This is a genomic window from Paractinoplanes polyasparticus, from assembly GCF_019710575.1.
Classification (GTDB): domain Bacteria; phylum Actinomycetota; class Actinomycetes; order Mycobacteriales; family Micromonosporaceae; genus Actinoplanes; species Actinoplanes polyasparticus.
This window is the reverse complement of the sequence record NZ_JAHWFK010000046.1, coordinates 135139-155477: the sequence shown is the minus strand read 5'-3', so window position 1 is coordinate 155477 and position 20339 is coordinate 135139. Positions and strand designations below refer to the sequence as shown.

Annotated in this window: 16 protein-coding genes, 1 tRNA gene and 1 pseudogene; 10 read left to right on the top strand and 8 right to left on the bottom strand. The window is 67.8% G+C overall.

Annotation, left to right across the window (positions count from 1 at the left end; all coding sequences use genetic code 11):
• Positions 1 to 164: 164 nt before the first annotated feature.
• From KXC43_RS53630 to KXC43_RS38910, 3 genes and pseudogenes are all read left to right on the top strand, one after another.
• Positions 165 to 452: pseudogene (locus KXC43_RS53630) on the top strand (helix-turn-helix domain-containing protein); the annotation flags it as partial.
• Positions 453 to 616: 164 nt separating this feature from the next.
• A complete protein-coding gene (locus tag KXC43_RS51735) occupies positions 617 to 751 on the top strand; it encodes a hypothetical protein (RefSeq protein WP_255645573.1) in 135 nt (44 codons plus the stop codon).
• 115 nt (positions 752 to 866) lie between these two features.
• Positions 867 to 1820, top strand: a complete 954-nt coding sequence (locus KXC43_RS38910) for a helix-turn-helix domain-containing protein (protein WP_369076975.1) — start codon at positions 867 to 869, stop codon at positions 1818 to 1820.
• A gap of 179 nt (positions 1821 to 1999) precedes the next feature.
• Here KXC43_RS38910 and KXC43_RS38905 read toward each other — a convergent pair whose 3' ends face one another.
• Positions 2000 to 4273 carry an IPT/TIG domain-containing protein gene (locus KXC43_RS38905; RefSeq protein WP_221381229.1) on the bottom strand — a complete coding sequence of 758 codons (2274 nt, stop codon included), beginning with the start codon at positions 4271 to 4273 and terminating at the stop codon, positions 2000 to 2002.
• Positions 4274 to 5056: 783 nt separating this feature from the next.
• Entirely contained in the window at positions 5057 to 5755 is a 699-nt protein-coding gene (locus KXC43_RS38900) for a hypothetical protein (RefSeq protein WP_221381228.1), read from the bottom strand.
• Between the two features lie 803 nt (positions 5756 to 6558).
• Between KXC43_RS38900 and KXC43_RS38895 the strand changes: the two genes are divergently transcribed.
• Positions 6559 to 7302, top strand: a complete 744-nt coding sequence (locus tag KXC43_RS38895) for a site-specific integrase (protein ID WP_308129460.1) — start codon at positions 6559 to 6561, stop codon at positions 7300 to 7302.
• Between the two features lie 746 nt (positions 7303 to 8048).
• Here KXC43_RS38895 and KXC43_RS38890 read toward each other — a convergent pair.
• From KXC43_RS38890 to KXC43_RS38880, 3 genes are all read right to left on the bottom strand, one after another.
• Positions 8049 to 9626 carry a methyl-accepting chemotaxis protein gene (locus KXC43_RS38890; RefSeq protein WP_308129459.1) on the bottom strand — a complete coding sequence of 526 codons (1578 nt, stop codon included), beginning with the start codon at positions 9624 to 9626 and terminating at the stop codon, positions 8049 to 8051.
• A gap of 639 nt (positions 9627 to 10265) precedes the next feature.
• On the bottom strand, positions 10266 to 10427 hold the full coding sequence (locus KXC43_RS38885) for a hypothetical protein (protein ID WP_221381227.1): 162 nt from the start codon (positions 10425 to 10427) through the stop codon (positions 10266 to 10268).
• 202 nt (positions 10428 to 10629) lie between these two features.
• A tRNA-Lys gene (locus tag KXC43_RS38880) sits at positions 10630 to 10702 on the bottom strand.
• A gap of 167 nt (positions 10703 to 10869) precedes the next feature.
• On the opposite strand from KXC43_RS38880, the gene KXC43_RS38875 reads away from it, so the two are divergent.
• The 5 genes from KXC43_RS38875 to KXC43_RS38855 all read left to right on the top strand — a co-directional run bounded on the left by KXC43_RS38875 (position 10870) and on the right by KXC43_RS38855 (position 16338).
• Positions 10870 to 12120 carry a L,D-transpeptidase gene (locus KXC43_RS38875; RefSeq protein ID WP_221381226.1) on the top strand — a complete coding sequence of 417 codons (1251 nt, stop codon included), beginning with the start codon at positions 10870 to 10872 and terminating at the stop codon, positions 12118 to 12120.
• 133 nt (positions 12121 to 12253) lie between these two features.
• Complete coding sequence (locus KXC43_RS38870) at positions 12254 to 13474, top strand: L,D-transpeptidase (protein ID WP_221381225.1); 1221 nt, start codon at positions 12254 to 12256, stop codon at positions 13472 to 13474.
• A gap of 147 nt (positions 13475 to 13621) precedes the next feature.
• Positions 13622 to 13969 (top strand): hypothetical protein, encoded by a 348-nt coding sequence (locus KXC43_RS38865; RefSeq protein WP_308129458.1) that lies wholly within the window; start codon positions 13622 to 13624, stop codon positions 13967 to 13969.
• Between the two features lie 160 nt (positions 13970 to 14129).
• Complete coding sequence (locus tag KXC43_RS38860) at positions 14130 to 14999, top strand: MHYT domain-containing protein (RefSeq protein ID WP_221381224.1); 870 nt, start codon at positions 14130 to 14132, stop codon at positions 14997 to 14999.
• A gap of 340 nt (positions 15000 to 15339) precedes the next feature.
• Positions 15340 to 16338: a 3-oxoacyl-ACP synthase III family protein gene (locus KXC43_RS38855; protein WP_221381223.1), complete on the top strand. Its 999-nt coding sequence runs from the start codon at positions 15340 to 15342 to the stop codon at positions 16336 to 16338.
• A gap of 162 nt (positions 16339 to 16500) precedes the next feature.
• On the opposite strand, the gene KXC43_RS38850 is transcribed toward KXC43_RS38855, so the two are convergent.
• Genes KXC43_RS38850 through KXC43_RS38840 form a run of 3 tightly spaced genes read right to left on the bottom strand, consistent with a single transcriptional unit; the run spans position 16501 to position 17785 of the window.
• Positions 16501 to 16848 (bottom strand): PRC-barrel domain-containing protein, encoded by a 348-nt coding sequence (locus tag KXC43_RS38850; protein WP_221381222.1) that lies wholly within the window; start codon positions 16846 to 16848, stop codon positions 16501 to 16503.
• Positions 16849 to 16878: 30 nt separating this feature from the next.
• A complete protein-coding gene (locus tag KXC43_RS38845) occupies positions 16879 to 17316 on the bottom strand; it encodes a response regulator (RefSeq protein WP_308129457.1) in 438 nt (145 codons plus the stop codon).
• 49 nt (positions 17317 to 17365) lie between these two features.
• Positions 17366 to 17785: a DUF2750 domain-containing protein gene (locus KXC43_RS38840; protein ID WP_255645571.1), complete on the bottom strand. Its 420-nt coding sequence runs from the start codon at positions 17783 to 17785 to the stop codon at positions 17366 to 17368.
• 1300 nt (positions 17786 to 19085) lie between these two features.
• Between KXC43_RS38840 and KXC43_RS38835 the strand changes: the two genes are divergently transcribed.
• Positions 19086 to 19778 carry a hypothetical protein gene (locus KXC43_RS38835; protein ID WP_221381220.1) on the top strand — a complete coding sequence of 231 codons (693 nt, stop codon included), beginning with the start codon at positions 19086 to 19088 and terminating at the stop codon, positions 19776 to 19778.
• Positions 19779 to 20339: the final 561 nt, after the last annotated feature.

Here is a 20339-nt window from a genome sequence, read left to right as displayed (position 1 = left end):
TCATCAGCAGCGCACCGGAACTACTATCCAACATGGACAAAGACGCTCTGCGTCACCACCGAAAGAGCGCCAGAGCCGTTCGTGTTACGGACCCTGAAGCTGTCGGCCAGTCGTAGCATTTGATCTTGGTGGTTCGGTGGGACAGGATTCCCGCCGTGCGCATGATGTTGACGTTGTCCGACCGTGAGGAAATCTCCCGCGGTCTGGCGGAAGGCTTGCTGTATAAGGAAATCGGGTTACGGATGGGCCGGGATCCGTCGGTGGTCTCGCGGGAAGTGATCCGCCACGGCGGGCGGTCCGACTACCGGGCCACGACCGCTGACACGAGCGCCGGCATGGCTCGCGGCCGGCCGAAGCAGTACGCGGTCGAGCGGTCGATGTGGCTGAACGCCGTCGTCCGTGACCGGCTGCGCCACGGCTGGTCCCCGGCCTCGATCGCCGGGCGGTTGCCCTCGACCTGCTCGACTGCTACCCACCGATCGCCGGCCTACCAGGCCGGCAACGGCGCCGGTTCGGCACCCTGCTGGCCGACAAGGCCTGCAGCAGCGAGGCCTTCCGTCAGGCCTACCGTGAACGCGGCACCGAGCCGGTCATCCCCAAGCCCAAAACTGCCGGCGTGAAGGCACTTGGCAAGCTGCGCTACGTCGTCGAACAGACCTTCGCCCTGCTGCACCAGTTCCGCCGCGTCGCCACGCGCTGGAACGACGCCTCGACATTCACGACGGCCTTGTCAGCCTTGCCTGCGTTCTGATCTGCTGGCGCCGGTTGATCAACTGGACCGACCCGAGATCGTGTTAGCAGCTTTTTAGGCGCGCGTTCGACGAATTTTCTGCTGCGCCGTTACAACCCCTGGCACGGTGGAGATCATGACCGCAACGACCCTATCCGCGATGATCGACCAGTGGTGTGCTCAGCAGCAGCAACCACCTGAGGAGTTGGCGCGGCGGGCCAGAATGTACCCGGGCAGTCTGACCCGGTTGCTCGCCGGTCGGTTGACCTTGGACCGGCTGCGCGCGGACCGGCTGGCCGTTGTGCTGGACCGCGATGTGCAGGAGGTGCTGGTCGCGCACCGGCCGCACACCCTGGTGCCTGCGGTGCGGCCGGGCCCGCCGTGGCGGCGAATCGTTGACGAGGCGCTGGCCGCGCACCGGCAGTCGATTTGCGGGTTCGCCGACGCGATCGGGATGAGCCGGGGCGCGATCTTCGATGTGTTGCGTGGTGCCCGAGGGCTCAGCCCGGCGGTGGCTCGGCACCTAGTCGAGCAGCTCGGCATTGACCTGGCGGCACTACTCGACGCCGCGGGCATCGAGGTGCCCGAGGGACTGGCGGGCCGGGTGATGGTGCAGCGCTGGCGGAAGGGCTGGACGCAGGCACAGCTGGCGCAGCAGTCCGGCAGCACCAAAGCAATGATCTCGAAGCTGGAGCGGAGTGTGCTGCCGCGCCGGGCGGACCCGCTGCTGCGGGTGTGCGATGTCCTGGGCATCGAGGCCGCTGAGGCGGAGGCGATGGCGGCGCCCACACCGTTCGGCCGGGCTGTGCAGGAACGGATGCGCCGGCGGGGGATGAACATCACCCAGTTGGCCGCCGCGGTCGGGGTGACCAGGCTCGCCGCTGGGCGGTGGCTGTCCGGGGCTCATCCGCGGCCGCAGAAGATGGCTATGCTGGTCGCGGTCCTCGGCGACCCCGACGGTCGGCTGCGATGCACGTGGCAACAGCACCGCAGTCAACTGCCGCGCCCGACCGGGCGGCGCGCCGACGGGATGCCGCGCGGCTGGCGGCGCACCGCTGCGGCCTCAGCACGAATTAATCCCGCTTCCTAAACGCATCCCTCTGGGTGCAGCCGGTTCAGGCCGTCAGAACCAGTTGTGAATAGCGCACGTGCGCGAGGCCCCGCGTGCCCGAAGAGCGCCGGGCCTCGATGCCTGGACACAGGCGGCGGCCCGGAGCTTGATGCTCCGGGCCGCCGCTGATGACGTGTCAGACGGTGGTGCTTGATCTATCAGAAGGACGAGACGGTGAACGTCGAACCGCTGGAGACCAGGCTCTGCACGTAGTTCGGGTCAGACGAAACCGCGCCTACGGCCCCGTTGCTGACGAATGTCAGGTTGTACGCACCCTCAGGGACAGGGTTGTACTGAAGGTGCATGGTGGCGGTGTCCGTACCGGCGGTGGCGGCGTTTGCCGACAGGGTTGCGGCGGTGGAGCTCTGCACCGACAAGATTCGGGTGCCATCGGTGATGTTGGTGTGGCCGACGATCACCTTGCCGACGTCCGCCTGCGAGAACGTGCCGTCAGGAGCGGTGACCGCAGCGATGGTGTTCGTGCCGGTAGTGGTGATGGAGACGTTGGTGCGGTAGATGGGCACCTGGTAGGCCATGGTGAAGCCGTCGGCGTCGGTGCCGACCGCGGGGGTGGAGATCACTGCGGTCCTCGGGCCGAGGACATTGACGATCCTGGTGCCGGCCGGGATGTTGGTGTTGCCGGTCTCGGCGATGATCTGGCCGACGTGCAGCTCGGTGAACTCGTCGGCGATGGCCGTGATGATCCGGCTGCCCAGAACGGTGGTGACGTCGTTGGCCGCAGCGACAGGCGGGGTGTACTGCGCGACCTCCGCGTCACCCTCCAGGTCCAGCCGGCGGTGCAGGTTGAGGGTGCAGATTCCCTCGGTGTCGCTCAGGACCAGGACGTTGGCGCAGTCAGTGACCGGGGCGTTCGCGCGGTCACCGCCGGAGTCCGCCCCGCTGTAGGTGCCCTCAACGAGGTAGAAATGCGCCCCGGCGACCAGGTCTCCATCGGTCGGGAACGCTGCGCTCTGGAAGCCGACACCGCGCACGATGACAGAGACGGGACGCGTGTTGGGGGCGGTGTTCGGGGTCACCTTCAACGCGGCTGTGTACGAGTACGCGTTGGCCAGGGTGTGCTGACCCGAGGAGGTGGAAACCACAAGCGCGACGTTGTTCGCCGGGGCGTGCGCCGGCGTGATCGCCGAGAACGCGGTGGCGCTGATCGGCGTGATGTTGGTCAGCGGCGTGCCGCCCAGCGTCGCGGTGATCTCACCAGGAGTCAGCGGGAGGGCGGTACCGCTGACGACGATCCGGCTGCCGCCCAGGGCGGGGCCCGCCGACGGCGTGATCCCGGTCGCGGTGTGCACGGTGGTGGCCGTGTACGCGACGGACGCGATCAGAGGTGAGGATTCGTCGACGGCACCGTTGTACAGGCAGGAGAGCCACTCCGTCGCGGCCGTCGGAGCGGAGCTGTGCAGAGCAGGGATGGTCAGTGCCACCCGCTCGTCGGAGATTCGACGGACGTTTGCCTGCGTAACAGGCTTGAGCGTCGCACCACCGGTCTCTTCGTACGTCGTCTCGCACGCGGTCTGCTGGAATGCCACACCCACCGTGTCGATGCCGGCGAATAGCGGCGTCGCGCCCGTGATGTTGAGGGCGTTAAGACCCTGCCAGGGGCCGGTGTACTGGCTGAGAAGGACGTGACTGACGGTGTACCGGGCAGCTGAGATGAGCGCCGAAGTGGTGGCAGTGCCGTTGTACAGGCACATGAGGAAGCGCAAGGTTCCGGTGGTCGCGCTCGCGACCCCGGCCGGTACGGCGACGTTCACGCTAGCGTCTCCGACGCGGGTGACCGTACCCGCGAGATTCGCGGTCGGTGTGGCGTAGGTGGTCGGGCAGTCGTTGGCCGTCGTGAATTGAGCGCCGACGGTGGTGACCCCGGTGAAGATCGGGGTGCTTGTGGTGACCCCGACGGTGTTACCTCCGCCGCTCGGGCCAATGGTTGTGGTCAGTGTGGGAGGTGTACCCACCCACACGGGGTAGCCGGCCGCGAGGCCTTCCCGGGCGGTGCCGCCGGTGGGGTTGTAGACGCAGGCGAGGTACCGCTTGGCCTGACCGTTAGTGCCCGCTGTCGCAGTAGCGGGCAGCCTGAACGTCACGGTAGTGGTGGTGGACTCAGCCACGTTAGGGGCCGTCGTAATGTCGGCAGCCAGGACGGAGGCCGACGCCGCCGGCATCGGGGTGACACACGTCGTCCCGGTGGTGAGGAGCTGCACCCGGGACGCCGTCGCGCCGGTGCCGGCAGTGAAGGGCGACGAGTCGGTGTCAGTGATCGTGGCCACGCCGCCGGGCGCGACGACTGGTGGGGTCACGGTGGTGGCGGCGAACGCCGCCGTGGGTGCGACGAGCAGAGCTGCAGTGACTGCTCCAGTCGTCAGCCCGGCGGCCGTCGCCATCCGGGCTGTTGAGCGTGACTTGGACTTACGCATGCGAGGGTCCTCCTACGGGTCCTTAGGACCACGTCTCTGGATTGGGTGGGGCCGCACGTTCGGAACCCGAAGTGAGCCCATCTCGCGGTAGCGTAACCGTAAGTAAGTGACTGATTCCGCACAGTTGGAATATTCCGTGGAGCCGTAGAGTCCGCCTCATCGCAGCTACCGGGTCGGGCCATGATTCCGCTCGGTGCCGGTCGCGCGATAGCGGTTCAACAGATCAGCGTTCGGCTGACGCGGAAGGGGGTCTGAACGGAACTCTGTGGTGCGTACTTCGGCTATTCGCCATGATTCAGCTGCCGGAGCACTTATCCTGACGAGGCGAGGTCACCTACGTATGGTGACCGGGGCTGCCATCCGTCTCAGATGGCAGCCCCGCTTCGTTTTCTAGCCATGATTTCGGACGCCATCATGCTCGAAGATCTGTACCGGCACAGATCCATCCCGATTGTGCAACCCCGGGGTCACCCCATGTCGAGCCGGCACGGACGCAGGGGGCGGTGATATCCGGCGAGGCGCCCCAACCCGAGACAGCGCGTCGGTGGCCTGTGCGGAAGAAGCCGCGAGAGCCACCTGGACCGTCAGCCCTCGACAGCCCCACTACTTGGCCGGTCGGGAACAAAAGAACTCCGCCCGGGGCACACTCGACGCCCGAGGCATGCAGCGGAGGCCGGCCCCTGGCAACGAAGCGCCTCCACCTCAGACCCTTGAGGGCTCGCCGTATGTCCAAGCACTTACCGACCGCAGGCGCCTCGCACGCGTCTGCGCACTGCATGCTGATCAATCCAGCTTTTTCCATTCCGCGTTGATGGTGGCCACGCTCTTCTGCCTGGAAGGGTCGCCGTCGAGGTCCACCACTACGGTGTAGACGCTCTTCTTCGCACTGGTGCGCCAACAGATCAACAGGTTCGACTTGCGTTCCGGTTTCGTGCTGTTGGACAGCTTGATGGTCTGGGAACACGACGCTTCACCGACCCTATCGCCACGATCAGCTACCCAGGCGAGCTCCCGTTGCCCGGTCAGATCCCCTCGAGCCGACACCACGCGCATGGTCGCCTTGTCCTTCTGCACCGAGCCTGAGGTGCGTACCGTGACCGCTTCATCCGGCAGCTCAGCGACAGGAGGCGGCGGCAGCGGACGCAACACCGGAACACTGTCCTTGGCCGCGGCGGCGCGCGCCTCCGCGATGCGTTGAGTGGCGTCCTTGGGCAGCGACGGAGATGGCGCGGGAGACGCAGAGGCGGCATCCTGTTTCGGCGCCGTGCTCGCCCGCTCAATGGAAGGATCGGCCGACGCCGCATCGGCCGCTTTGACCGGTACAGCACGCTCGTCATTCCCGCTCCAGTGATTCACGGCAACCGTCGCACCGCTCAGCACGGCCGTCAGCCCTACCACTGCGACCAGTGCCTGCTTGCGACGCCGGGCCGCTCTCCCCGCCTCCGGGGCCTTCATGCCGTCGTCATCTTCCGCGTTACGCATGTAGAAATCCTTTGCGGGTCTCGACTGGGTCGGCCCGCAGAGGCAGCGGGCGGCTCTGGACCACCATGCTCCCAAAAAATCGGTGACCCTGGACCGGAACGGTGCCACTACGGCGATGGTGCATAGCCGCCGCCTGGTTGCTCAGTATGTGGTCACGCCCGGTCGCCGAGGACTGGGCCGAGGAACGCCGCCGCTCGCATCGCCGAGGTTCTCGGCGACCAGGAGCACCCCAACCTCGACCGCGGCGTCGCCGAGCTGTGGCAGGAGTTCGCCCGCCAGTTCACCAGCCGGCTCTGGGACAACCATGACCTGGCGCAAACGGTTCGCGCTGCGCTGGCGCACCAAGACCGCCGTCGAGGAGATCGCCACCGACCTCGTCTGGAACGTCGCCGGCGGCCTGCGCCGTATCGTCCCCATCAGCGACCTCGGGCACGCAGAGCGAGAAGAGCCAGGAGGTGCCGGGGGTGGTACACCGTGCACGACGCCGTGCTCTACCGGTTCGTCTACTGGCAGCGCCTCACCGAGAAGGACCCGGAGGACCTTACCGCACCCGGAGCGTTCCTGCCCCTCGGCCGGCAGGTCACGCACATGCTCGACTGGCTCATCCGCCACCACCACAGCCAAGCCGCCCACGTCGTCTACCCTGCGTGCCGCACTGAACCTCGCCGTACGGGAAGAACTGATCGAAACGAACCCGGCCCGGCACATCGAGATCACCGGCTACCGCAAACCGCACGCCCAGGTCTGGACCGAGGGCCGGGTCAAGCAGTGGAAACTGACCGGCGAGCATCCGCCCGGTTGCGGTGTGGACCGCCAAGCAGCTCTCCACGTTCCTCGGTGGGGTGGTCGAGGATTCGCTGTTCGCGTTCTGGTGGCTCGCCGCCCTGCGTGGGCTGCGCCGTGGCGAGCTCTGCGGCCTACGTTGGGCGGCGGTCGACCTGGACCGGGGGCTGCTGTTCGTCGAGCGGCAGCGGACCACGGCCGGTTACGAGGTGATCGAGGGCGACCCGAAGACCGCCGCCGGCCGCCGAGCCGATGCCCTCGACAAGCGCACCGTCGCGATCCTGCGTGAGCACCGCCACCGGCAACTCGAACGCCGGCACGCCATCAACGCTCAGTGGGTCGACTCCGGGTACGTGTTCACCCGCAAGGACGGCCAGCCGATCCACCCGAACTACGCCACCACCCGATTCCGCAAGCTGACCGACCGCGCCGGGCTCCCGCCGGTACGGCTGCACGACCTGCGCCACGGCGCCGCGTCGCTCGCCCACGAGGCCGGGGCCGATTTGAAGACCCTTCAAGATCTGCTCGGGCATTCCAGCATCGTGGTCACCGCCGACACCTACACCAGCGTTCTGCCCGACGCGCAGCGCCGCTGCGCCGACGCCACCGCCGCCCTGGTGCTGGCCGCCGACCGGCACACCCGCCACCGGATCAAGCAGAAGAGGCGAAGAACCGGCCCGCCGGACGCGACGAAAAACAAACCACCCCGGCCGATAAGCCCCGATCAGGGGAAGCGCAGTCACAGGTCACGAGGCCGTAACTAGCCGCACCGTCACGGAAAGTGACGACACCCATGTGCCGCCCACCCGCCACCCAACCTCCACAAAGTCCGGAACACGAAAGGCCCGAACCGCGTTCCGCAGATCAGGCCTCTCGAAACGCTGTGCGCCCGAAGGGACTCGAACCCCTAGCCTTCTGATCCGTAGGCCACTCGAACGTGCTGATTCAGTCGCGCCCGTACTGAAACGGTCGCCGACATCCGATCACCACCCGGATCACCACGCGGTCAACTCACTCTGCGTAGAACACGGCGTTATAACGCCGATTCTGCTGAAGGCGGCCTTGGCGACAGGCGTTTGAGCGGCACGCACAGTAACCAGTTGCGGCTAGCGATCGCCGGAGTGCGTCCGCGGCTGGGTGATCATCGGTGAGTCAAAGCATCTGACTCTTAAAATCCAGCTCGGCCGACTGGACCGGTACGGCAGGGCGCGCCGAGGCGCGCGGCGCCCTGCCGATGGCACGTGAACTGCTCGGCCCGGCTATCGAGGCCGTGATTCAGGCCCTGGCTGCGGAGGCCGCGGTGCCCACCGCCGAGCAAGCCGCCCAGCTACTACGCCTCGGCCGCCGGATACTGCACCCGGCGATAGCGCCACCGCCGATCCCGACACGGCGGGCCTACACATCCAGCAAACGGGGTGACGACGGTGGGGGCGTCACCGTCAGGACGCCCATGTGGTGCGGACGCGGCAGGGCGCGGGGGAGTAGTGCCAGGTGTGCCGGTGCCGGCGGTTCAGATGCGGAAGGTGGAGACCAGGCTGCTCAGTTCGGTGGACATGCGGGCGAGTTCGGTGGTGGCTTGCTGGGTTTCGGTGACGCCTTGGCTGGTTATGCGGGCGGCGTCGGCGACACCGGTGATGCTCTGCGCGATCTCCCCGGCTCCGCCGGCCGCTTCGGCGACGCTGCGGTTCATCTCGGCGGTGGTGGCGGTCTGTTCCTCCACGGCGGAGGCGATGGTGGTCTGGAACTCGCTGATCCGTTCGATCACCGTCGAGATTTCGTCGATCGCGGCGACCGCGCCGTTGGTGTCGGCTTGGATCGCCTGGACGCGTCGGGAGATGTCTTCGGTGGCGCGGGCGGTTTCCTGAGCGAGGTCTTTGACTTCGGAGGCGACGACGGCGAAGCCTTTGCCCATTTCGCCGGCGCGGGCGGCTTCGATGGTGGCGTTCAGGGCGAGCAGGTTGGTCTGTTCGGCGATCGCGGTGATGGTCTTGATGACGTTGCCGATCTCGGCGGAGGAGTCACCGAGTTTGTTCATGGTGGCCGACGTGTTCGCGGTGATGGTGACGGCTTCGGAGGCGACGCGGGCGGCTTCGGCGGCGTTCTGGGAGATTTCCCGGATCGAGGCCCCCATTTCTTCGCTGCCGGAGGAGACCGTGTCGACGCTGCGGGAGACTTGTTCTGCGGCGGCCGACACTGCGAGGGCTTGGCTCGACGTTTCTTTCGCGGACGCGGCGATGTTGGCGGCGGTGCTGCTCATCTGCTCCGATGCGCCGGCCAGCGAGGCGGCGGACCCTTCGATCGTCGTGATCGTCTGCCGTAGCCGGGTCAGGGCGGTGTCCAGGGCTCGGGCCATCCGGCCGGGTTCGTCGCGGGTGTCCAGGCCGGTGCTGCGGGTGAGGTCGCCGTCGGCGAGTCCGTCGCAGACGTAGGTGACTTTCGTCAGCGACTGCACGATCTTGCGGGCGACGATGACGCCGACCGCCAGGGCCAGGATCAGCCCGATGACCAGGGTGATGATCGCAGTGGTCCGGCTGGATTCATAGTCGGACTTCGCCGCGGCGGCGTTCTTGACCGCGTCCGCGGTCTCCAGACCGTCCATCGTGGTGAGAGTGCCGAAAGTATCCGTCAGGATCGGCAGGATCTCGGCGTCGCGGATCTTCGCCCATTCGGCCAGCTCGTCGCGTTCGCCGGCCGGCAGGAGTTTGTTCTCCGCGATGTCGGCGTAGGCGTCCCAGTTGGTCTGCAGCTGGTCGATCAGGGCGGTGTCTGAGGCCGGGTTGCTGGCTCGGTAGGCGGCCATCGCGGTGGTGAAGTTCTGCAGGTCTGTGGTGAAGGCGTCGGTGAACTTCTTGGTCGAGGCGTCGGTGACGGACAGCGCCTGGTTGGCGGTGTCGACCCGGGCCTGCAACACGACAGCGTTCAGCCGGCTGACTGCTTTGATGCTCGCGACGTTGCTGCTGGAGATCAGCTGCGGCGCGTTGCTGGCGTCACGCAACGCCAGCAGGCCGAGCACCCCGACGATCAACGCCACCAGCGCGGCGGTTCCCACCGCGGCGAGGACCTTCACGCTGACGCTCTCCTGGCGCACCACGACAAGGACATGACCATGGCGCATTCCATCCCTGGACCTGATCAGCGAACGGCAGGCCACCGTCGCCGCAGCCATCACCGACCTGCGCGAACAGATCGGCAAGCTCACCGACGAGCTCCGTACGGCCGAGATCGAACTGTCCGACCTCGCGACCACCCGCCCCACCCTGACCCGGCTGACCGCCACCAGCGACGCCCACTCTCCGAGCGGCCCGCTCGAGATCACCGTCTACCAGCAGATCCTCGCCACATTCCAGACCGGTGACAGCGGCAATATGCGCGCCAAGGACGTCTGCCACGCCCTCGGTATCGGCACCGAGCCCAAAGACTGCGAGGGTATCCGCGCCAAGCTGAAACGCCTGGTCAAGCGGCGGCAACTCACTGAACTCGAACCCGGCCTGTTCGCTCTACCGGCACCGCCCTCAGCAGCCGATCACGCCGTGACCAGCCACTCACTCACTGGTGAGACGTGTCAGCTCGTGAGGCTTCGTCGCCTGCCAGCCCTGCGGATCGTCCCCGTCCTCGCGCTTTGGCAGCTGCCACGCCTCAACGCCGGTAGGCGAAGTCCACGGCGGCGCCGGGACCGCATCCACGTACAACCTGTCGTACTCCGGAAACTCACCTGCAGACGGCGCGCCTAACGGGGTACACGAGTCTTGCCGTCAACCGGCGGGAACGCCTTCCTCAGAACACGCTCGAACTCGCTCAGCAGCGTGCTCGGCAGGACGTCACTGCCCACCTCGGTCAGCCGGCCGATCAGGCACCACGACGAGTCGAGAACCAGGCGGCAGGCGGGCACGCGACGCCACGAACCCGGCAGCGGCGGCGACCATTCCCCCGGGTGAGCTGGGTCACCCGGGGGGCGCCATGACGGCGAATATCGCCCCCTGCTGCCGGGTGTCAGCGTCTCCAGATCACGCATGGATCACTTGTTCGTCCACAAGCGACGGAAAGATGGCCCTGACCAGAGGTGAAACACCTGGTCAGGGCCATGATTACTGTGCGCCGCGTAGGACTTGAACCTACAACCCGCGGATTAAGAGTCCGCTGCTCTGCCAGTTGAGCTAGCGGCGCTCGTTGGCAACGACGAAAACGTTAGCACGGCTCCCGGTGATCTTGGAAATCGGGGGTGGTGGGGACCCGCGGACGAGGGCACCCACCCGGACGGAGGACTCGATCTCTTGCATTCATGAGGCAAGATGTCCCCGCAACTGGAACAACGGGACGGACGGACGGTCAGCATGCGGCGCACGCTCGTGGCAGTCATGGCGATGGCGGTGATCACGCCGGTCGCGCTGGCGGGGTGCGGCAAGGACGACGACAAGGGCGCGTCGGCCTGGATGGGTACGCCGTCGGCGGGCGCGAGTGCGGGGCCGAGCGCCGGCGCCGGGACGTCGCGGGAAGAGTCCGCCATCGTGCCGATCAGCCTCGCCGTCACTCCGGCCGCGGGTAAGACCGGGGTGCCGGTCAGTGCCGAGATCGGCCTCAAGGTCGCCGGGGCCAAGGTGACCACCGTCACGGTGAAAGATGCCGCCGGCAAGGCCGTGGCGGGCACGCTGCGCGAGGACGGTTCGGCCTGGGTGCCGAGCTCGCCCCTCAAGACGAAGCAGAAGTACGCGGTGAACGTCGTCGCCACCGCCGATGACGGCACCACCAAGACCGCCGGCACCACCTTCACCACGATGGGCAAGCCCGGCAAGAAGACCGGCACCGGCCTCTACCTCTTCGACGACCACACGTACGGCGTGGCCATGCCCGTCGTGGTCGAGTTCAGCCCGGGCATCAAGAAGGCCGACCGCGCCGCCGTGCAGCGCCGCCTGTTCGTCACCACCACGCCGGCTCAGCCGGGCGTCTGGTCGTGGACGCCGAACGGCACCCAGGCCTACTACCGCGGCCCCGAGTTCTGGAAATCGGGCACCACGCTCAAGGTCCGCGTCGCGCTCGGCGGCCTGCCGACCGGCGGCGGCCGTTACGGCGACCGGGACCGCTCGGCCACGGCGAAGATCGGCCGCAAGTTCGAGATGAAGGTCGACAACGCCACCAAGAAGATGACTGTGGTGCAGGACGGCAAGACGGTGAAGACGATGCCGGTGAGCCTGGGCAAGAAGAGCACGCCGTCATCGAGCGGCGTCATGGTGGTGATGGAGAAGAAGGCCGACACGATCTTCGACACCACGGCCGAGCTCGGCCCGGACGAGGGATACCGCACCGAGATCCAATTCGCGCAGCGGCTGACCTGGAGCGGGCAGTACATTCACTCCGCTCCGTGGTCGGTGGGTGACCAGGGGCGTCGTAACGTGTCCCACGGCTGTGTGAATGTCGCGCCCGGCAATGCGCGCTGGCTGTTCGACCGCACCCTGATCGGCGACCCGGTGACGGTGAAGGGCACGGGCGACAAGCTTTCGTACGGCAATGGCTGGACGCCGTGGGACAAGCCGTGGTCCGAGTTCGTCAAGGGCAGTGCTCTTCCGGTACCCGCGGAACTCAAGTGACCATTGTGGCAAATGGGTCCAAATCGGGCTGAATCGCACCGTTGAAATGTGCGGGCGGCACGATTCCGGGATTGGTGACCGGGAAAGATAAAGGCAGTATTGGCGCCGGGACGACCGATGCCGTGAGGGGACCATGAAGACCTGGGGAATCAAGAACGCCGCGATTGCGCTGGTCGCTGCGAGCGTCCTGCTCGCCTCGGGCTGTGGTGACGGCGACAAGAAGTCGTCGTCCTGGCAGGGCGGCGGCGAACCGGGCAGCAGCGCCGCGCCGAACGGCGAGGCTCCGTCACCCGAGGCGCTGCCCAGCACCGTCGCGGTGTCCTCGCCGGCCGCCGAGGCGAAGAACGTGCAGGCGATCGCTCCGATCAAGTACACGAGCGAGAGCCCCGGCGACACCACCGTCACGGTGACCGACGCCAAGGGCAAAGAGGTCGAGGGCACCCTCGACAAGGACGCCAAGACGTTCACCCCGGCCAAGGCGCTCGCGTGGGGCACCAAGTACACGGTGACCGTCACCGGTCCCGAGGCCGACGGCAAGACCAACACCGCCACGAGCACCTTCACCACGATGGCGAAGCCGGCCAAGCTGATCCGCGTCTCGAGCTTCCTCGGCGACGGCCAGAGCGTGGGCGTGGGCATGCCGCTGATCATCCGGTTCGGCCGCTCGATCCCCGAGAGCTACCGCGACGACGTCGAGCGCCGCATGAAGGTCACCGCCACTCCGGCCCAGGAGGGCACCTGGCACTGGACCAGCCCGACTGAGGTGCACTACCGCACGAAGGTCTACTGGAAGGCCAACTCGAAGGTCTTCTACAAGGTGGCGCTGGCCGGCGTCCCCTTGGGCAACGGCTACTACGGCCGGTCCGACCTCACCGTCGACCTCAAGATCGCTCGCGAGTTCATCATGACGGTCTCGAACAAGTCGAAGCGGATGACGGTCAAGCAGAACGGCAAGGTCATCAAGACCATCCCGGTCAGCCTGGGCAAGAAGAGCACCCCGTCCTCCAGCGGCACGATGGTCGTCATCGAGAAGAAGAAGCACACGATCTTCGACACGACGGACGAGCTGCCGGCCGGCGAGGGCTACAAGACCCCGATCGACTTCGCCCAGCGCATCACCTGGAGCGGCCAGTTCATCCACGCCGCACCGTGGTCCGAGGGCAAGCAGGGCAAGGTCAACGTCTCGCACGGCTGCGTCAACGTCTCCGAGAAGATGGGCGCCTGGCTCTTCGGCCGCACCCTCATGGGTGACCCGATCACGGTCACGGGCACGGAAGAGAAGCTGCAGAACGGCAACGGCTGGACCGACTGGAACATGAGCTGGGCCGAGTACAAGAAGGGCTCCTACCTCTGAGCGGTCCAACACCTGAGCAATGCGGGGCCCGGTCGGCGACGACCGGGCCTTTTGCTTCCGTACGAGGTGAGGCCCGCCTAGCCTGACCAAGTGTCACAATTCGTACCTTTAATTCTGGTGTTTATGCTTTTGGCGGGGTGCAGCGGCGTGGAAGAGAAGCCGGCCCCGCCGTCATCGCCGAGCGTGTCCCCGCCTGCCTCGGCGTCGCCGCCACCCGTGGACGATCCGCCCGGCACGCTCGCCTGTGCCGCATTGGCCGAGGCGATAGCCGACTCGTCGCTCATGACACCCGGGATCGTGGATGGGATCGCCGGGGCGAGCGCCACTGCGGATGCCCCGGTCGCCGACGCGGCCGAGCGCCTCGCCGTTGCGTACGCCTCAGCCTTGGCCGCCGCGGGCAAAGAGACAGAGCCGGATGCCGTCGCAGCGGTCGGAGCTGCCGCCTCGGACATGGCGAATGTCTGTTCGGACAGCGGGCTGCAGACCGTCGGGTGATCACGAAACCGCAGGCCGGGGATCTAATCGTTCGGCAAACCGCGGACGCCGATGACGCTCAGCGGCCGGTCCGTGACACAAGTTGGTCACGAACCGCCCGGATCCACGTCCGGCAATGCAGGATGCACTACCGGAGCGGGAGACATAGAAGGGGACCGCGATGGCGCAGATCCATCACTTCGACCATGGGTGGATCACGCCCACCATCAGCTACGTTCTCTCGGTGCTGGGCTCGATGCTGGGGCTCACGTGCGCCATCCGGTTCCGGAGTGCCGCCGGTCGTGGCGAGCGCGTCTGGTGGCTCACTCTGGCGTCGGTGTCGATCGGCGGCACCGCGATCTGGAGCATGCACTTCGTCGCGATGATGGGCTTCAGCGTCACCGGCACCGCCATCCGCTACGACATCGGCCTCACCCTCGCCAGCGCGATCATCGCGGTGGTCGCGGTGGGCGTCGGCCTGGCGATCGCGCTGCTCGGCAAGGGTGCGCAGAACATTCGCATCGTGAGCGGCGGGGTTGTCGCCGGCCTCGGCGTCGCCGCGATGCACTACACGGGCATGGCCGCCATGAGACTGCACGGCGAGGTGTCGTACTCGATGAGCCGGGTCGGCCTCTCGGTCGGCATCGCCGTGGTCGCGGCCGCTGTCGCGCTCTGGCTCGCTGTCACGGTGCGCCGGCCGCTGGTCGTCTTCGCCGCCGCGCTCGTGATGGGTATCGCCGTCAACGGCATGCACTTCACCGGCATGACCGCGATGTCGGTCGACGCCGACCCGTCAACCGTTCAGCTTCCGGGCGCGACCGCCGCCGGCATGATCGTCCCCATCGGGGTGGCCGTCGTCTTCGGCATCATCGGCCTCGCGTACGCCCTGATGTCCGCCCCGACCGAAGAGGACCGCGCCGCGTCCGCCTACCTGGCGCAGCGCCGGGAAGAGGCTGCCGCCCGGATCCCGCAGCAGGCGCCCCCGCCCACGCCGGGCAGCCTCGCCTCGGGCGCCTGGACCTACCGCGATCGGGACCGTTCGCCTCGTTGAGACGGATCTAACAAGAGGGGCCGGCCGCCGAGGCCGGCCCCTCTTGCGTCTCATGAGCCCCGCACGGGATTTCACTATCTGAAGATGTTGAAACCGCTTTTCTGGGCGGCAAATGCAACGCTCCTGGTGACGCTGCGTATCCTCTGCCTCGACGCAGCGAACGACCGCGGTGTATTTGGTTTCCACTTGTTACCGACCCGTTTCCGGCGGCTTCACAGGTGGGCCGATCGGCTGATGGCCGGGCACCGCCCGGTCGCTCGATCTTGTCTGACTGTCATAGCCTAAACCGGATAGCCTCTTTCCTCAGGGAGTGGGCGAGTTCGATCAAAGTGGGGGCGAAATGAGCGTGGGCATCCTGGGTACCGGCTCGTACCTGCCGGCCGAGGTGGTCACCAACGACGACCTGGTGCGTCTCGTGCCGGACGCTGACCCCGAGTGGGTCAGCCGGAAGACGATGATCCAGGCCCGTCGTTTCGCGGCCCCGCACGAGGCCGCTTCCGACCTCGCGGCCGAGGCGGCGCGAGAGGCGCTGGTCAATGCCGGGCTCGAGGCCGTCGACATCGACTACCTCATCGTTTCGACGTCCACCGGTGACTCTCCGCAACCGCCGACCTCCACTCTGGTGCAGCACAAGATCGGCGCCAACGGGGCGGCCTGCTTCGACATCAACGTCGTCTGCGCCGGCTTCGTCTTCGGCGTCGCGCTTGCCAACAGCCTCGTGTCGATGAACCCGACGGCCAAGGTGCTGGTGATCGCGTCCGACATCTACTCGCGCATCCTCGACTTCGGCGACCGCCGCACGGCCGTGCTCTTCGGCGACGGCGCGGGCGCGGCAGTCGTGGGCACGGTGGCCGACGGCTACGGCTTCCTCGACATGGAACTGGTGTCGCGGGGCGAGGCCAGCGAGCTCATCCACGTGCCCGGCGGCGGCAGCCGCCTGCCGGCGTCGGCCGAGACGGTGGCCAACGGCGACCACTACTTCAAGATGAACGGCCGCGGTGTCCGCGACTTCGTCAACATCGGCGTCCCGCCCGCGCTCGAGGCCCTGCTCAAGCGGGCCGACGTCGCCGTGGAAGACGTCACCCACTTCGTGCCGCACCAGGCCAACGGCATCATGCTGGCCGAACTGGTCGAGAAGGCGGGCCTGACCGAGGCCACCACCCACCTGACCCTCGACCGCTACGGCAACGTGGGCAGCGCGTCGGTGCCGGTCACGCTCGACGAGGCAGCCCGCAAGGGCGCGCTCAAGGACGGTGACATCGTGCTGATGGCCGGCTTCGGTGGCGGCATGTCGGTCGGCGCGTCCCTGATGCGCTGGGGCGGCACGCCGCGACGCTGACGTCTTTCTCGCACTGCTGAGCGGCGCGCGGCGGATTCTCGCGGCGCGTCGCTTTCCACGTACGCCCTGGCGGCGGCTTTTGCGCCTTCCCCGGGCGGCGTTGATATTCGCGCCGACGCCGACGCCGACGCCGGCGGTCGGCTTTCTGCTTTCGGGCCGGCTCTAGCGGGGCTGGATGAGCCAGTTCCACGCTCGCTTGAGCGTGTCCTGAAGGCCCTCGTCCGCGCTGTGGGCGGCCGGGTCCTCGCTCGGCTGGGGCAGGTCGGCGCCGGGAACGGTCAGGATCACGCCGTGCTCGAACAGGCCGCTGATCTTCTCGGCCGGGGCGAAGCGGTGTCCCTCCGGCGTCTTGACGATCAGCCCGTGAAAGACGTCCGACTGCTCGTCGTCCAGCACGTGCTCGACCTCACCGGCGCGGGCGCCCGACTCGTCGTACACGGGTGTGCCGTCCTTGAGCACAAGATAGGCGACCGGGGCGCCAAGGTCCTCGGGAGCTTCGTTCTGGGTCATGGCTCCCGCAGTACCCCCAGGTGGCGCGGCCTATGCTTCGCGGTCGGCCGGCAGCGTCGCGATCTCGCGATAGAAGCGGTCGATCTGGCGTACGGTCGCCTCGAACTCGTCCAGGCCGAACGGCTTGGTCACGTACGCGTTGGCCCGGTGCTGATAGCTGGCGACGATGTCAGGCGCCGCGCCGGAGGTAGTCAGAATCACCACGGGGATGGCCTTGAGCCGGTCGTCCGTCTTGATGGCGGCCAACGTCTCGCGCCCGTCCATCCGCGGCATGTTGAGGTCGAGCAGAATCAGGTCGGGCCGGCTCGCGTTGGCGTAGGCACCCTCGCGGCGCAGATAGTCCAGCGCCTCGCGCCCGTCGGCCACCCGGTCGACGCTGGTGTGCGTTGTCGCGTTCTCCAACGCCTCGGAAATCATGAGGGCGTCGGCGTCGTCGTCGTCGACGACGAGAATCTGCAGGCTACGCACAGGGGCCCCTTTGGTTGCTGTACCGCAAGCATAGGGGCAGGCGCGGACCTCAACTACGCCCGGGCAGTTCCAATTCGGCATCCTCGGCCGGTGCATCCACGAACCACTGCCTCACCTGCGTGGGAGCCAGGTCGTAGCCGGTGGCCCGGGCCCCGGACCAATTGACCCCCACCAGCATCCCGTCCTGCTCCAGCCGCGGCAGCCACCCCCGCAGCCATTCATCGACGTCGACCGCCAGCACCTCGAACCCCCGGTAAGCGGCCACCTGATCCACCACCCGCCCGGCCCGGGTCGCCTTGGACCAGAACGGAACCGCCCGCCGGCCGTCATCCCCCGCAGGCGCCGGCATCCCCTCCGGATCCCGGATCGAGAAGACACGCCCTTCCCGCGCCACCTCCCGCCGAAAGGCCGCCCGGTGCGCCCCACTGAGCGACATCACAGTTCCCCCATCCTGATCGAGCGCCTCCATCGTGCTGCATCCAAGAGCCGGACGAGGCCGAGACCGCCCGAAAACACCCCTTCCCACCGCGCTCCCACCCACCACTTGCCGTGGCCTGGCCAGTACCACTGCACCGTCGCGTGCCCGTTTGATGCGCCGCGCCACTCATACCCCCTGCCCCTCGCCGGCGTCGTCTGACCACGCCGCTCAATTCGGCAATGCCGCATCGCTGCACCGCCCACTTCGGGATGCAACTGGCCGCCCGCCGCATCACCGTCCAGCCCGTGCCGGCCGGCGACCCACCGTCCGGACATGCGAGTCCGCTGCGCCGGCCCCGACATTGCCTGTCCGTGCCGGCTGCTGTGCAGCGCCGCCGTGCCGCCTGTGCGTGCTGCCTGTGCCGGCCGTGCGGCCCGCACTGTTCGAGTGGGCCGTGCCGCCGTACCGTTCGGGTCCGCCGCGCTGCCTGTGCCGATCGTGCGGCCCGCACTGTTCGAGTCGACCGTGCCGCCGTACCGTTCCGGTCGGCCGCGCTGCCTGCACTGCCATGCCGTCTGGGCAGCCCACCCCTGACGTGCCGCTCGGGCTGGAGCTGCTGTTCTTGCCGGACGTGCTGTTCGCGTCCGACGTGCCCTTCATGCCGCGATGCCCGGTGGTGCCGTTCTGTGGTGGCGCGCCAACCACGCCGCCTAGCGGTGCTGGGCTGCTGTGTCGCCTACATCGCCCGGCGGTGTCGGTCAGCTGAGGGCATCGCCGAACCCGTGGCTGGGCTGGTCTGCGCGCTGCATCGTGCCGCCCGGCGGGCGGTCTGCTGTGCGGGGCTCCCGCGGTGCCGGCTTTGTCGGTTGTTGAGGCGCGCCGTCAGTACCGCCTGACCTGTGCCACCGACACCGCTCGACCCTGGCCGTCTGCTGCGCTGAGCCGCCAGCACCGCCCGGCCGTGCCGGTCTCGCTCCGCCACGCCGCCCGCCCTGGCGTGTCGTTTGGCTGCGCCGCGCCGTCCGCCGGCTCTGGTCGTGGGGTGGTGGTCCGTCAGGTGCGCGCTCCGGCGAGTGCAAGGGGTCTTGTAAATGTCTATAAACGCAGGTCGCCATGGATTCGTGCGCATTCTTGATCTTGTTATTGCGAGCATTCCGGGTACTTATTCGGGTTTCTGAGGCGGGGTGCAACCTCAGCTTTTCGGTCAATCCGGGCTAAACATTTAGTACAGGAAAGAGGAATTCATCCCGAAACGCGGGGGAAAGGCGGCGCAGGAGCGGCTCGTGGACATAGTGTCCGTTTTGTCGGTCGGCCATTCGCCGGGCAACCATCAGTAACTGGAGGAATTTCGATGAAGAACAATCGGCGCATCGGTGCGTTCGTGGCTATGGCCACGGCGGCGGTCGGCATGGCTACCGTGACCGCGACGGCACCCGCTGCGGCGGCGCCCGTCCGTGGGCCGCAGCCGGTCTCGAACTGGCTGGGCGCGGTCCGGGCCAACGCGGACAGCTGGGTCAAGATCTACTGGCGTACGGACCGCCCGATCTGCGACGTCGAGGTGCGGGTCGGCGGCGGCCGTGACGTCGACGTCGACTACCCGGGCCGCAAGCGCTTCACGTCCTTCATGCGGGGCGACATGCTGCGTCCGGGCCGCACGGACTTCACCGCCTTCGAGGTGAACCCCGACTACGACCGGGCCGGCGTCGCCCGCCTGCGCGCCACGATCTCGTACGACCTGTGCGGTCGCCGCGACCGCACCCAGTACAGGTCGTTCGCGCTGGCGCTGCCGGTGCTGCGCAACAACGGCCCCCACAGCGGCCCGGGCCGCCCCGGCAACGACGGTCGCCCCGGCCACGACGGTGGCCACGACGGCCGTCCGAACGGTGGCCACGACGGCCGTCCGAACGGTGGCCACGACGGTCGCCCGAACGGTGGCCACGACGGCCGTCCGAACGGTGGCCACGACGACCGCCGGAACGGTGGCGACAACAGCCGCCCGGCGAGCCCGAGCCCGTCGGTCAGCGCGTCCACGCCCGCCGCGTAAGCAGAGCGCATCCCCCGTGCCGCGGGTCCCGGGACCACCGATTGTGTCGGTGAGCCGGGACCCGCACGCGCGCCCTCGGCCCGCATGAAATGGGAACGGCCGGGCGATGCGAGAAAAGCGACATGAAAACCGGCCGCGGGGTTCGGAATCGCCGCCACGCCGGTGCCGGCCGCGACCACCGGCGAAGCCACCACCAGCGGCAATGCGGCCGCTGTCCCCAAAGCGCCGAAGAACCCACGCCCGATCGCGTGCATGTTCCAGGCGGTGGACCGGGGTGGGCCGGGATCGCTGGAATCCGACCGTCGCATCTGTGACGTGCGGGCCGGATCGGGGTCCGGGGCGGCGAAGAACTCGAGATCAACCACCGGCGACCGGGAGTTCGCGCGGCGACCCGCTCGGCGGGGGCAAAGTCTGGGCTGAGGCCAGCCACGACCTGGGCGGCCACGGTAACGATCAGCTGATACCCACCGAGGCCGCGACGCGCCGGCTCGGTCGAGAGACACCACCCTGATGCTCCCGAGCGGAGCTGCGAGCTGAGGGGCGGAGGCAAGCGGCACCGAG

What these genes read in the sequence shown, in the direction of transcription:
- KXC43_RS38910 (WP_369076975.1), top strand. Translation starts at nt 867, where the DNA reads ATGACCGCAACGACCCTATCCGCGATGATCGACCAGTGGTGTGCTCAG.
- KXC43_RS38905 (WP_221381229.1), bottom strand. Translation starts at nt 4,273, where the DNA reads ATGCGTAAGTCCAAGTCACGCTCAACAGCCCGGATGGCGACGGCCGCC.
- KXC43_RS38900 (WP_221381228.1), bottom strand. Translation starts at nt 5,755, where the DNA reads ATGCGTAACGCGGAAGATGACGACGGCATGAAGGCCCCGGAGGCGGGG.
- KXC43_RS38875 (WP_221381226.1), top strand. Translation starts at nt 10,870, where the DNA reads ATGCGGCGCACGCTCGTGGCAGTCATGGCGATGGCGGTGATCACGCCG.
- KXC43_RS38870 (WP_221381225.1), top strand. Translation starts at nt 12,254, where the DNA reads ATGAAGACCTGGGGAATCAAGAACGCCGCGATTGCGCTGGTCGCTGCG.
- KXC43_RS38860 (WP_221381224.1), top strand. Translation starts at nt 14,130, where the DNA reads ATGGCGCAGATCCATCACTTCGACCATGGGTGGATCACGCCCACCATC.
- KXC43_RS38855 (WP_221381223.1), top strand. Translation starts at nt 15,340, where the DNA reads ATGAGCGTGGGCATCCTGGGTACCGGCTCGTACCTGCCGGCCGAGGTG.
- KXC43_RS38850 (WP_221381222.1), bottom strand. Translation starts at nt 16,848, where the DNA reads ATGACCCAGAACGAAGCTCCCGAGGACCTTGGCGCCCCGGTCGCCTAT.
- KXC43_RS38840 (WP_255645571.1), bottom strand. Translation starts at nt 17,785, where the DNA reads ATGGAGGCGCTCGATCAGGATGGGGGAACTGTGATGTCGCTCAGTGGG.
- KXC43_RS38835 (WP_221381220.1), top strand. Translation starts at nt 19,086, where the DNA reads ATGAAGAACAATCGGCGCATCGGTGCGTTCGTGGCTATGGCCACGGCG.